At 66.1% G+C, this 12,427-nt stretch carries 9 protein-coding genes; 2 read left to right on the top strand and 7 right to left on the bottom strand.

Annotated elements, in window-relative coordinates:
* Nucleotides 1–166 precede the first annotated feature (166 nt).
* From ABZS43_RS06195 to ABZS43_RS06185, 3 genes are all read right to left on the bottom strand, one after another.
* Complete coding sequence (locus tag ABZS43_RS06195; RefSeq protein ID WP_355034740.1) at nt 167–1,615, bottom strand: HAMP domain-containing sensor histidine kinase; 1,449 nt, start codon at nt 1,613–1,615, stop codon at nt 167–169.
* Nucleotides 1,616–1,627: 12 nt separating this feature from the next.
* On the bottom strand, nt 1,628–2,287 hold the full coding sequence (locus ABZS43_RS06190; protein ID WP_355034739.1) for a response regulator transcription factor: 660 nt from the start codon (nt 2,285–2,287) through the stop codon (nt 1,628–1,630).
* A 207-nt stretch (nt 2,288–2,494) separates the two neighbouring features.
* Nucleotides 2,495–2,755: a hypothetical protein gene (locus tag ABZS43_RS06185; RefSeq protein ID WP_355034738.1), complete on the bottom strand. Its 261-nt coding sequence runs from the start codon at nt 2,753–2,755 to the stop codon at nt 2,495–2,497.
* A gap of 775 nt (nt 2,756–3,530) precedes the next feature.
* Between ABZS43_RS06185 and ABZS43_RS06180 the strand changes: the two genes are divergently transcribed.
* Nucleotides 3,531–4,229 (top strand): SGNH/GDSL hydrolase family protein, encoded by a 699-nt coding sequence (locus ABZS43_RS06180; protein WP_355034737.1) that lies wholly within the window; start codon nt 3,531–3,533, stop codon nt 4,227–4,229.
* A 34-nt stretch (nt 4,230–4,263) separates the two neighbouring features.
* On the opposite strand, the gene ABZS43_RS06175 is transcribed toward ABZS43_RS06180, so the two are convergent.
* The 4 genes from ABZS43_RS06175 to ABZS43_RS06160 form a co-directional block, all read right to left on the bottom strand.
* Nucleotides 4,264–5,874, bottom strand: a complete 1,611-nt coding sequence (locus ABZS43_RS06175; RefSeq protein WP_355034736.1) for an MFS transporter — start codon at nt 5,872–5,874, stop codon at nt 4,264–4,266.
* A gap of 43 nt (nt 5,875–5,917) precedes the next feature.
* On the bottom strand, nt 5,918–7,336 hold the full coding sequence (locus ABZS43_RS06170) for an aspartate ammonia-lyase (protein WP_355034735.1): 1,419 nt from the start codon (nt 7,334–7,336) through the stop codon (nt 5,918–5,920).
* A gap of 79 nt (nt 7,337–7,415) precedes the next feature.
* Nucleotides 7,416–9,584, bottom strand: a complete 2,169-nt coding sequence (locus tag ABZS43_RS06165; protein WP_355034734.1) for a tetratricopeptide repeat protein — start codon at nt 9,582–9,584, stop codon at nt 7,416–7,418.
* A 116-nt stretch (nt 9,585–9,700) separates the two neighbouring features.
* Nucleotides 9,701–11,248 (bottom strand): amino acid permease, encoded by a 1,548-nt coding sequence (locus ABZS43_RS06160; RefSeq protein ID WP_355034733.1) that lies wholly within the window; start codon nt 11,246–11,248, stop codon nt 9,701–9,703.
* Between the two features lie 283 nt (nt 11,249–11,531).
* On the opposite strand from ABZS43_RS06160, the gene ABZS43_RS06155 reads away from it, so the two are divergent.
* The gene (locus tag ABZS43_RS06155; protein ID WP_355034732.1) at nt 11,532–12,278 is read left to right on the top strand and encodes a MerR family transcriptional regulator; all 747 of its coding nucleotides are present in this window, start codon (nt 11,532–11,534) and stop codon (nt 12,276–12,278) included.
* The last annotated feature ends 149 nt before the right edge of the window (nt 12,279–12,427 follow it).

The raw sequence follows: 12,427 nt of genomic DNA, 5'->3' as shown, positions 1-12,427 counted from the left end.
GGGTCCTCCTGGTGTCTCGGTTGTCAGCGGCCCGGCCGTTGCTCCGACCAGAGATCCACGACACCGCTACGGCGCGATCCTGCCGTATCCACCCCGCGATCCCGAGTGCCCGCGGCGCAGAGTTCACCCCCTCTTCAGCAGTTCACCGAACCGTAAGGTGGCCGGGTCAAACGATTTCGGGGCCGCCGGATGCCGCCGGGAAACTCACCGTCACGATCAGACCGTGGGGGTCGGCGGATTCGATGAAGAACAGACCGCCGTGCTGTCCGGCCAAGGTCGCCGCGATCGGCAGACCGAGTCCGGAGCCGCCGGGGGCGGCGTTCGCGCCACGGAAGAAACGCGTGGTGAGCCGGTCGATCTCCTCCTCAGGAACACCGACACCGGTGTCACGCACCGATACCACCACCGAGTCGGACTCCCGGTTCACCGCGACCGTCGCCCACGATCCGGTTCCGGCGTAGCGCGAGGAATTGCTCAGCGCGACATCGAGGATCTGCGTCAGGATCTGCCCGGATACCTTCGCAGCGGCGGTGGGGGCCGCCAGTTCGATCGTGAGGTCCATTCCGGCTCGGACGAACGCGGCGCGCCAGGCATCGACCCGGTTGCGTGCCACGCTCACCGCGTCGCACCACGTCGGGGCCGGGGCTGATGTCGAGTCTGGTGTCGAAGCCGACGCGAGAGCCGAACGCGCCGCGCCACCTTCTTTTTCGGCATCGGCGACCGCGACCGCCAACAGACCGTCGAGCATGGCCGTCAGTCGATCGACTTCGCTGACGACGCTGTCGAAGATGACTTCGGCCCCGCCGCCCGCGATCACCGGGTGTAGCGCTTCCAGCCGTACCGCCAAGGCGGCCAACGGATTACGCATGGAATGCGCGGTATCGGCGACATTGCGCCGCTCCGCGGTGGCGAACTCGGCCACCGCGTGGGTCAACGCCTCGACCGCGGCCGCGAGTTCCAGGATCTCTCTCGGCCCATCACCGGTGCTCGGCGTGCGGCGCGGCTGTCCGCCCGACGCGGGCAGTGTCGCGGTCAGCGCGTCGACCGCGCGCAGCAGTCCGGACACCGGTCGCAGGATCCATCCCGACACCAGCAGGGCAAGGCCGCCGAACACCAGCAGCGCGGTGGCCGTCACACACGCCAGTTGTATCCATCCGTCGCTGATCACGGCGGTGGTCTCGAAGGTCGAGACCGCGATGACGACGACGCCCGCGGCCACCGGCGGCGCTCCGACCGGGCGAGCCACCAGCATCGTGCCTCGATGCCACGGGTAGAGCGTTTCGGGCATGGGCGTTGGCTCGAACCGCCGGGCTCGTTCGATGACATCGACGACGGCCGGATCATCACGATTCACGCCGAGATCGCACCGGACAGCGCCTTCGGCATCGATGATCAGGACACCGCTGCGATTGCGCTCGTAATAGCTGCGGACCTCATCGGACAGAGCGGAGGGATCGTCGACGGACAGCGCGGCGAAGCGATCCGCGTCGCCCATCCGGTCGATCATCAATCCGCGGGTCCGGCTGGAGGCGAGCTCGCCGCCGATCCCGACGGCGAATCCGGTCAAGCAGATCGCAGCGAACACCGTGAACGCCATCAGCAGTCGGCTGCGCATCGGAGGTAGTCCTCACCTGTCCCATCTGTAGCCGAAGCCGTGGATGGTGGTGATCAGGCCGGGCCGGTTCAGTTTGGCGCGCAACCCGCCCACGTGTACGTCGAGTGAACGGGAGATGGACGGGTTCTTCTTACCCCAGATCTCCTCCATCAATTCCTCGCGCCCGACCGCGGCGCCCGCGCGTTCGGCCAGCACGCGCGCGACGGCGAATTCCTTCTGGGTCAACGCGATCGGCAGTCCCGCCACCTCCACACTGCGGGCGCGAAGGTCTACTCGCACGTCACCGGCGACGACGACCTCGGGACGGCGATCATCGGCGTGCCGCCTCCGTGTGACCACTTCCAGGCGGGCGGCCAATTCGTTCACCCTGGCCGGCTTGACGACATAGTCGTCGGCCCCCGCTCGTAAACAGGAGACCACGGCGAGTTCATCGTTCTCGGCGGTCAGGACCACCACGGGTACCGAGCTGACCTTGCGCAATTGGCGCAGAACGAGATACCCACTGACGTCGGGCAGACCCAGGTCGAGAATGATGACGTCGTAGTTCTCGTGGGAAGTGAGCAGGTCCAGCCCGTGGGACAGATGATCGACCGAATCGAATCCTCGGATCCGGAGTCCGTCGACGAGGGCGCCGGCCAGCCCCGCATCATCCTCCACCACCACCACACGCACGACCGCGGGCCCCTTCCGTAGCGCAGAGGCTGAATAAACAGAAGGGGAGAATACCGCAAGTCAACGGGGCTTCACTCGCCGCGCCGAACGTGATCATCGTTACTCGTCATCGGGTGCGGAATGACGCGGTTCCCGCAATGATCGCCGCCGACCCGTCTGTCGGCCTTCTCTTGCGGGAAGCGGGGATTCGATGTGACGGCGGGTGCCTCACGCGGTGGCGCGCCCGGAGCCGGGGCGCGGAGCGGCGGCCGGAACCGGCGCGACGCCCATCGGCGGGAAAACCGTCGGCCTCGGCACAGGCGGAAGGCTCGGGAAACGGCGGCGCAGACCGTTCAGATTGCGGTAGACCTCCCGCAACTCTTCGTGTAGGAGCCGCATTTCCTCGTGCAACTGATCCACTTCGTCGATCAGGACGGCGTGGAACACCCGCGCCTGTTCGAGCTGAGCCCGCTCCGCGCGCGAGCGCATCAGCACTTCCTCGGCGGAGGAACGCGATGTCGACGGCCGCGCGGCCGCGCGGCTGATGGGGCGGCAACCGGCCCCGGCGCCATTTTCCGAGTTCCGCATGACTGACATCAGCCTTTCGATCACAGTGCGCTGAATGGATCGATCCAACGGTACAAGGTCGATCTCGCATAAGCGAGACAAAAGGAAGTTTCCAAATTTATCGCCCAATTATCCTCATAAAAAAAGCAAGCTTGCAAGAAATCTTGTCGACCTTGAGGATTTCTTGATATTTCGAGGCTTTCTCGAGGAATGCGAGGAACGCGTGACTATCGCGAAAGATCGCGGATGCCGAGCGGAACGAACCGACCCAGAGGCCAGAAACACGCCCTGAACTGTGCGATGTGTTTCCGACGGTCCGCGCTCACCCCCGCGTGCGAGTCGTCGTGGTCGCGCGACCATCGGCAATCGAATCACCCGGCAATCGGTCGACATTCGGAATTCGAATATAAAGCGATCAAGAATAACTGCGACATGGGTCACATATCGTTTCCGGCAGTCGCACGGACGACTTTTCGAATCTAGCCTTCCATTCTAGGCGCGATCGGCAACAGCCCGATATATCCCCATACGGAAATATTGCGCCGCAAATATTCGATTCCGCAACGCCGCCGTGGAGAACACGAACTCCATACCCGGATTCGTGCGCTCCTGACGCGGCACGACCTTCGCCTGATGTGGCGCCGACGGTGCCGCCACCACCACCTGGCCCCCGGATCATCTCGAAGGAGAACACGAAATGAACATCATCGAACCAACCATGATCGGTCGCGGCGAGAACACCGATCCATTGTGTCTGCCCACCCCGTGGGCAGTGCGCCTGCTATCGCATTCCCCGTGGCGGCGATTCGCCGTCGTCGGCGATTCCCTCGCCGAGGGAATCGGTGACCCGGTGCCCGGTTACCGCCCGCTCGTATGGGGCGACCGTATCGCCGAGGCCTTCGCTACGACGAACACGGAGTTCACCTACTTGAACACCGGCAAGATGTTCGCCACGATCAGCGAGGTCATGGACAACCAACTGCCGGCGGTGCGGGCGTTCGAGCCGGACCTGGTCCACGTCATCTGCGGCGCGAACGACGTACTACGCCCGGGCGCCGACCCGTGCGTGATCGAGGACCAACTCGAGCGGCTGTTCGGTGAGATCCGGGCCACGGGCGCGCAGATTTCGACGTTCACGTTGTCGGACACCTTCGGTGGCCGCAAGAAGCTCGCCGCCGTTCGCGACATGCTCATCGAACTCAACGACATCATCCGCCGGACCGCCGCCCGGCACGACGCGATCACGGTGGAATTGTGGGAGCATCCGGCTCGCTTGCGGCACGACTGGCTCAGCGCCGACCGCATGCACCCGTCGATGAGCGGACAGGCCGTGATCGCCACCGAACTCATCTACGCGCTGTCGCGCCACAGTGTGCCCGCCGCCGTGGCCAGCTGATCCCGTCCCGAAACGACCGGCGTGGGCCACATTCTCACCGGGTGTGGCCCACCCGACCGTGTTCGATGGAACGGCGCGTGAGCGCATAGGAGACCAGTACCGCGACGATCGCCGTCGCGATGATGCCCATGGTGGTGAACAATCCGTGCCGGTACCCGGTCAGGAACGCGCTGCGCACGGCGTCCGCCAGCCGTGTCCCGGTATGCGTGCCCACCGAAGCCGCCACCGCCAGACCTTTACCGAGTGAATCGTTGCCCACCACGGCGCCATCGGCCGAGACGACGACCGACGGCACGAGCAGACGGTCGTGATAGCCCCGATCGACGAAACTGCCCACCACCGCCAGGCCGAGCAGCCCGCCCAGTTGCACGACGGATATGGGTGCGGCCCAAGCCATTCCGAGGCCAGAACTCGGCATGGCCACGCTCAACACGTAGAGTGCGGCACTGGCCACCATGCCGAAACCGATGCTGGCGGCGGTCACCATCATGACGATCGGGGCGAGTTCTCCCCCGGCTCCAGCGGTCAGACCGATGGCCAGACCGTCGAGGATCGCGGTCAACCCCACCGTGAGTGTCGCACCGACGCTGTATCTGGTGCGCACCGCCCGTCCCCATCTCGCGCCGAGCACCGCCGCACCACAGGACGGCAGGAACACGATCGCGCCCGCGACGACCGGCGGACCGGATCGCACCGCCTGCAGATACTGCACGACCAGGAACACGATGCCCGACAGCGCCACCGTTGCCGCCGTCAGCCCGAACATGGCCATCCGCACACACCAGCCCGCGCGGATCAGGCAGTCGTGCGGCAAGGAGCCGCCGCATCGGATGATCGCCGCCGAACACCACAGCACGGCCGCCGCCGCCATCGGCCCGGCGACCGAAGGTGTGGTCCATCCCCACTTCGGTGCCATGATGAGGGCGAACGCCGCCAGACCGGACGCGGTCGCCGCGGTGAGCGTCGCCGGCCACGCCGTCGGCGACATCTCGACCGGTTCGGACGCCACGGGGGGAACGAACAAGACGACCATGATCAGCAGAATCGTTCCGATGAGCCAGACCGCCGCGGCCACCTGGCCCAATCTGGCACCGTTGAGAAATACGCCGCTGATCAACGGAATGATCGTCACACCCGCTCCACAGAAGCCACCCCACAGCGTGACCACCCTGGCCCGCTCGGGTCCGGGCTGGGTCATGGCGACGAGGATCGTCAGACTGGCCGGGATCGCGGCCGCGACGCCGATGCCCATCGTCACCCGGGTGAGACCCAACGGGATCTGGGTGAACGACAGCGGAATATGCGCCAGGAGACCGCCGAGGTACAGCAGGTAGCCGCCGATCAGGACGCGCTTGGCGCCCAGCCGATCGATGAGCATGCCCCCGATCACGAGCATCGCGATGAAGGCGAGCAGATACACCCTCGGAATCCACTGCGTTCTGTGCAGGAATTCGGGGCGCCCGAGTTGCTGCAGCAAGGTTGGCACCGCGATGCTGTGCAGCGAGGTGTCGAAGCTGAGCAGAAAACTCGTGCCGCACAACGCGATCAGTGTCAGGACCCGGTGCCGTGGGCTGACCAGGACGGGCGTGGCGGCCGATCCCGCGTGCTCACCCCCGCGAGCGAGAGAGCCGATCCTGACGGTCATAGTTCGCCTTCAATCACCATTGCCGACCGTCCACACGATCCGCTCAAGACGAAGTTTCTGCTATTGGAGGCAAACCCGCCAACCGACGTGGTGAAAGCAACTCTTCGGCTTGCTCACAATCGAGAACTCGCTCCGCGACCGCTATTTCGGCGACCGACCGACCGGTGGCGAGCGCCTGCGCGGCGATCCGCGCAGAGGCCGGATAGCCGATCCGCGGCACCAGTGCGGTGACGACGCCGACCGAGTGGCGCACCCCGTCCTCCAGGTGGGCTCGATTGGCCGTGATCCCGTCGACGCAATCGGTGGCCAGGGTGCCGACGGCGGCGGTCAGATGGGTGATCGAGCGCAGCAGGCTGTAGACGATGATCGGTTCGAAGGCGTTGAGCTGGAGCTGACCAGCTTCGGCCGCCAGGGTCACGGTCGTATCGTTGCCGATCACCTCGAAGGCCACCTGGTTGACGAGTTCGGGCACCACCGGGTTGACCTTGCTGGGCATGATCGACGAACCGGCCTGCACGGCAGGAAGATTGATCTCGTGCAGACCGACCGTCGGACCGGAGGACAGCAGCCGCAGATCGTTGCAGATCTTGGACAGCACGACCGCCACCCGCTTGACGATCCCCGACACCTGGACGAAATCCCCGCAGTCCTGGGTGGCCGCGATCGGATCGGCGGCCAAGGACATCGGCTCGCCGGAGATCTCCGCCAGGTAGCGGCAGGCCAGTCCCGCGTAGTCGGGATGACCATTGATGCCGGTGCCGATGGCGGTACCACCGATATTGCAGCTCAGCAGTAGCCGAATGCCCTCACCGAGCCGTTCACAGCCCTCGCGCACCATCGTCGAGTAGGTTCCGAACTCCCGGCCCAGCGTCATCGGCACGGCGTCCTGCAGTTGCGTACGCCCCATCTTGATCACGTCGGCGAATTCGACGGATTTCCGGTCGAAGGATGCGCCGAGCCCGCGCAGCGCGTCGATCAGTTCCCGGAGATAGGCGATGAGGCACAGTTTGATCGCGGTCGGATAGACGTCGTTGGTCGACTGGCCGAGATTGACGTGGGCGATCGGACCGAGCCGGGAGTAGTCGCCGCGATCGAAGCCGAGAATCTCCAGCGCGCGGTTGGCGATGACCTCGTTGGCGTTCATATTCGACGAGGTGCCCGCGCCGCCCTGGATGAGATCGATCGGGAACTGGTCGAGCAAGCGCCCCGCCCGTATCTCGGTGCACGCGGTCACGATGGCGTTCGCCCGTTCGTCGTCGAGCAGCCCGAGATCGCGATTCGCTTGACACGCCGCCTGTTTCACGGTCGCGAGCGCGCGGATCAACGCCGGATAGCTGCCCATCACCGATCCGGTCACGCGAAAGTTCGCCATCGCGCGGGCGGTATGGACTCCGTAATAAGCGTGCGCCGCGACAGCGAGTTCGCCCAGCGAATCCCTTTCTGTCCGTAACTCGTCGGCCATGGGAGATCTCCTTTTGTTCTTGCTGTTGTCGAGAGTGTCGGATCTTGGGAGGCGGAACGGAGATGTGGGAGCAGGGATGTCAGAACCAGGAGCGGGGGCGCACCGCATTGGCCCGGTCCACCAACGCGAAACGAACCAGGCTGTCCGGCGTGGCGTAGGCGACCGCCCGCAGCGCCGACTCCAGTCCTTTGCGCAGACCGCGGTCGGTGTAGACACAGCCGAGGATCGTGTCGGCCGGGCTGTCGGGCCGCCCGCCGGCGCAGAACCACCGCAGCGCGCTGTCCAATACGGCGGCGCGCAATTCGAGCACACGCCGTTCCGTCGGCAGCCCGTGCAGCCGGTTCGCCGCCTCGTCCAGCCGGTCCTGGGTCAACTGCGCGGACGGCGGCGATACCAGCAGCAGCGCGAGCGTCATACGAGCGGCGTCGTAGTTGCGCGAGGAGGATCGAACCTGCCGCAAGGTCTCGATCGCCGACGCCGGATCACCCGCGCGGACGAACAGTCGCGCCAAGCCGAACGCCGCGGTGACCACGCCGTGATCGGTCTGCCACACCGCCCGGTAGTGCTGGGCGGCCAACTGCTGCCAGCGATCACGGTCCGCGAGGTCGGTGACATCTCGAGCCAGCATCTCGGCGGTCGCCGCGAGCGCGAGCAACGGCGCGAGTTCCCCCGGAACCACGGCGCTCACCGCGTCGAACCGCTCGTAGGCTCGCTCGAGCCGCCCGGTGATCAGGTCGATGATCGCGTCGAACCAGCCGATTCGCCAGTCGGGAGGCTGCTCGTCGCGGAACCGGTCGAGCACCTCGCACGCGGCGATCAACGTGCCGTGGTCCAGGTACGCCCTGGTCTCGATCAGCGCGCATTCCAGCTCGAAGGATTCGGGCAGGTCGAACGCACCCGTCCGCATGCCCTCGCGCTTGATCCGCAATGCCTCCAGCGCGTGGTCGGGATCGGCGTGGGAGCGGGCGAACAGGAACTCGAAACTGGGATCGTCCGGATCGACCATCGGGATCGGCAGGGCGGCGGCCAGATCGGCCGCGTCCAGTCGCGGTGCGGGGCTGTCGCCGATCGTGAGATCCAGCCGGCTCAGCAGCACATCGGCGCCGAAATCGGCACGCACGGCGCCGAACATCGTCGAGACCTGCGGATGTTCGCGTCCGGTCTGCTCGGCCACCACCATTCGCAGGACACCACCGAGCTGGCGGTACATGGCGGCCGCGGAGGGAAAGCGCGCGGCCGGATCCTCGGCGGTCGCCCGGCGCAGCAGTTTCGCGAAGGCCGGATGTCTGCGCAGGATGGGCTCGTCGTCCGATACCGGGCAACGAGATCCGCCCGGCAGGGCCAGCGCCGCCAGCGTCCGGCCCACGGTGTAGATGTCCGACGCCACCGTCGGGCCGGTCCGGTGCACCTCGGGCGCCTGGTAGCCCGGCGTGCCGTAGAGACTCCCACCGGAACGCAGTGCCGCCACCGCTCCGAGATCGATGAGTTTGACCTCGTCGCGGCTGACCATGATGTTGTCCGGCTTGAGGTCGTTGTAGGCGAGCCCGAGCGAGTGCAGATAGTCCAGCGCCGGCAGGATCTCCAGCATGTAGGCGATCGCCTCCGCCACCGGAATCGGCTCGGGCAGTCGCTGTTCGAGCATGGCGCCCAGCGATCTGCCGCCGAGATACTCCATGACGATGTACCCTGCGGCGCCGCCGTCGGCGGATCGGTGGGTGACGAAATTGAAGATCTTGACGATGGCCGGGTGAATCACCTCCGCCAGGAACTGCCGCTCCGCCAGCGCGGCCACGTGCGCCTCGATGTCATTCGGATTCTGCAGACCCTTCAACACCACCGAGCGCCCGCCGACATGGCGATCACGGGCCAGGAACACCCACCCGATCCCGCCGTAGGCCAGGCACCCTCGGATCTCGTACTGACCGGCGACGACATCGCCCGCGGCGAGCGCGGGGCGGAAATTGAACAGCGCCCGGCAGTTTCCGCAGGCACCCGCGGTCGCGCCCGGTTCGCTCCCGTCGCCGCGCCCTACCGGCACGCGACACTTCCAGCAGAAGCGTTTCTCCTCGGGCACTTCGACTTTCGCCAGTACCGCGGCCTCCGGCTCGATCGGGCGCACCTCGGGTATCGCGACCAGCCCGAAGCCACGGTGCAGCGCATTCCGGCGCGCGGGCCCGGAGCGCCTCGTCACCGACTGCCCCACAGTGGAATCGGATGCGACGGCGACATCCGCAACAGTATTCTTCACACCTACCACGCCTTTTCCTCTGTCGAGACCGGGTCGCCACGCGACCGGCCGGGCATATCGGGCCGGGGGAGGCCGATCCGTACACCGCGCGGTGCGGCTATGGGATCGGCCCGTCGTCACCGTGTGTGCGTCTGCTCGTGGACCTTCTCGTCCGCGACGCTCGGCACGTCGAGGGGCCGGTGTCCCAGCGCCCGCTCGGCCAGGACCGGGAGCTGGCCGGTGTAGCCCTCTCGCGCCTCGGCGATCGCCGAGACCCGACCACGGACCAGGTACCAGCCGACGATCATCAGCGGCACCACGACGACGCCCATCGCGATCACGGCGCCGCGCTGGGTCTCGTCGCGGCCGAACAGCATGATCCCGAGCACCCCCACCAGGAACAGCAGCGAGGCGATGCTGGTGTAGGGCGCGCCCATCAGACGGAACTTCGGTCGCTCGATCCGGCCCTGCTGCGACCACTTCCACAGCTTGAGCTGGCAGATCAGAATCGCGCCCCACGCCGCGATGGTGCCCATCGCCGACATGTTCAACACGATCTCGAAGGCCTTCTCCGGGACGATCGCGTTGAGCCCGACACCGGCGAGCGCGACCGTGGCGGTGGCGAGAATGCCGACGTAGGGCACGCCGCCCTTGGTCATCCGCGCGGCCACGGCGGGGGCGCTGCCGTTCACCGCCATCGAGCGCAGGATGCGCCCGGTCGAGTACAGGCCCGCGTTGAGGCTGGAGAATGCCGCGGTGAGCACGATCAGGTTCATCACCGACCCGGCACCGCCGACACCGAGTGCGGCGAAGAAGGTCACGAACGGGCTGGTGCCGGATTTGAACGCGGTGTAGGGCAGCAGCATCGCCAGCAGCACCAGCGAACCGACGTAGAACAGCGCGATGCGGGCGATGACGGAGTTGATCGCGCGCGGCATGATCTTCTCCGCGTTCTCGGCCTCACCGGCCGCCGTGCCGACGAGTTCCACCGCGGCGTAGGCGAATACGACACCGGTGGTCGTGAGCACCAGGGGCACAACACCGTTCGGGAACAGTCCGCCGTGCGCGGAGATCACGCCGGGACCGGTCGCCTCACCCTGGATCTTGAACCGGCCGAGGAGGAAGACCAGCCCGATGACCAGGAAGGCGACCAGCGCGACCACCTTGATCATCGCGGCCCAGAACTCCATCTCGCCGAACCACTTCACCGACACCATGTTGATCGCCACCACGATCACCAGTGCCGCGAGCGCGATCGTCCACTGCGGTATCACCTTGGTCGCACCCCAGTAGTGCACGTAGGCGGCGATAGCGGTGATATCGACGATGCCGGTCATGCACCAGTGGAAGAAGTACATCCAGCCGACGCCGAAAGCCAGCTTCTCACCGTAGAATTCGCGTGCGTAGGACACGAACGATCCGGAAGACGGACGGTGCAGCACCAGCTCGCCCAGCGCCCGGAGTATGAAGAAGACGAAGACTCCGCAGATCGCGTAGGCGATGAACAGGCCTGCGCCCGCGGTATGCAGTCGCCCGCCCGCACCGAGGAACAGTCCGGTGCCGATGGCGCCGCCGATGGCGATCATCTGTAGCTGACGTGGGCGCAACACCTTGTGATATCCGGCGTCTTCACCGGCGATCCCGGCGGCCGTCGCCGGAGGTTCTTGCGGTCGAATGGTTTTCATGACTCGGCCTTCCTCATTTCGATATGTGCCATTGATTGACGGAATGTACCGTCAATCAATGGCACATAACAAGAGGCGGTCGGGACTGTAACCTGGAGGAAATCTGCCCCGTCGCATCGGCAGGGGACCTCCGGTCTCGAACGCCGCCTCGGCATTCGCGCATCGCAGCGTGGCCGAGTGGATGCCAGGCGGCGATGTTGTGGCGATTGAACCAGCGGCACCCCGGCGTGGATACTGCACGCGAGCGAGTCGGATAACTGTTCATCTGTGGTTTCCTGGAGGCATGGCGGTGGATGCGGAGCTGACGATCAACGACCTGGCCCAGCAGGCGGGCATGACGGTTCGGACACTGCGCGACTACAACGAGCGCGGCCTGCTGCCGCCGCCGAAGATGAAGGGGCGCACCGGGTTCTACGGCGAGGAACACCTGAACCGGATCCGCATCGTCGAGCGACTGCTCGAACGCGGCATCACACTCAACGGAGTGCGCGGGCTACTCGAGGCCTGGGACAGAGGCGAGGACCTCGCCGACGTGCTCGGCGTCGCCGCGACAACAACTCCCCCGCCGTCCCCGCACAGCGCCGACGTCGGCCTGATCACCGCGGCGGACCTGGCGCGACGATTCGACGACCTGCCCGGCGGTTTGGCCAGGGCCGTCACGGCGGGCCTCTACGAGCCGGTGGACGCGACCACCTACCGCGCGCTGGAACCAGCGTTGATCGAGGTCTTCGATCGACTGGTCGAGGCGGGCGTGCCGGTGGCGCGCGCACTCGACGAAATCGACCAACTACGCACCGATTGCGACCACATCGCCCGGCAGTTCACCGACATCTTCCTGCGCACCGCCGTCCGGACCTTCCGCCAATCCGATCGCACACGTCGCGACGTCGATCGCCTGAGCGCGCAACTCGACTCCACCCGCGAGCTGCCCAGCCGGGTGGCCGCGGACGTGATCGACCGATTCGTCGACAGGTATCTCAACGCGATGGTCCGACGGGAACTCGGTGACGTCCTACCCGGCGAGGCGTAACCTCCCCGCGATATACCTGAAAACTCCGGTATACACCGTCAGATTATGGTAGATAAATTCCGAGAGCGACGGCACCACCGAACCGGATCGCCGAGGTGGTTCGTCGTATCGAGGCAGCTCATCTAGCCCGTGACGTGAATATCGACGTG

This window comes from Nocardia sp. NPDC005366 (assembly GCF_040606855.1).
GTDB lineage: Bacteria > Actinomycetota > Actinomycetes > Mycobacteriales > Mycobacteriaceae > Nocardia.
This window is presented reverse-complemented; position numbering and strand designations above follow the sequence as displayed.

Bases quoted from the DNA above. Each gene is read 5' to 3' on its own strand.
- ABZS43_RS06195 (WP_355034740.1), bottom strand. From the start codon at position 1,615: ATGCGCAGCCGACTGCTGATGGCGTTCACGGTGTTCGCTGCGATCTGC.
- ABZS43_RS06185 (WP_355034738.1), bottom strand. From the start codon at position 2,755: ATGCGCTCGCGCGCGGAGCGGGCTCAGCTCGAACAGGCGCGGGTGTTC.
- ABZS43_RS06180 (WP_355034737.1), top strand. From the start codon at position 3,531: ATGAACATCATCGAACCAACCATGATCGGTCGCGGCGAGAACACCGAT.
- ABZS43_RS06175 (WP_355034736.1), bottom strand. From the start codon at position 5,874: ATGACCGTCAGGATCGGCTCTCTCGCTCGCGGGGGTGAGCACGCGGGA.
- ABZS43_RS06170 (WP_355034735.1), bottom strand. From the start codon at position 7,336: ATGGCCGACGAGTTACGGACAGAAAGGGATTCGCTGGGCGAACTCGCT.
- ABZS43_RS06160 (WP_355034733.1), bottom strand. From the start codon at position 11,248: ATGAAAACCATTCGACCGCAAGAACCTCCGGCGACGGCCGCCGGGATC.
- ABZS43_RS06155 (WP_355034732.1), top strand. From the start codon at position 11,532: ATGGCGGTGGATGCGGAGCTGACGATCAACGACCTGGCCCAGCAGGCG.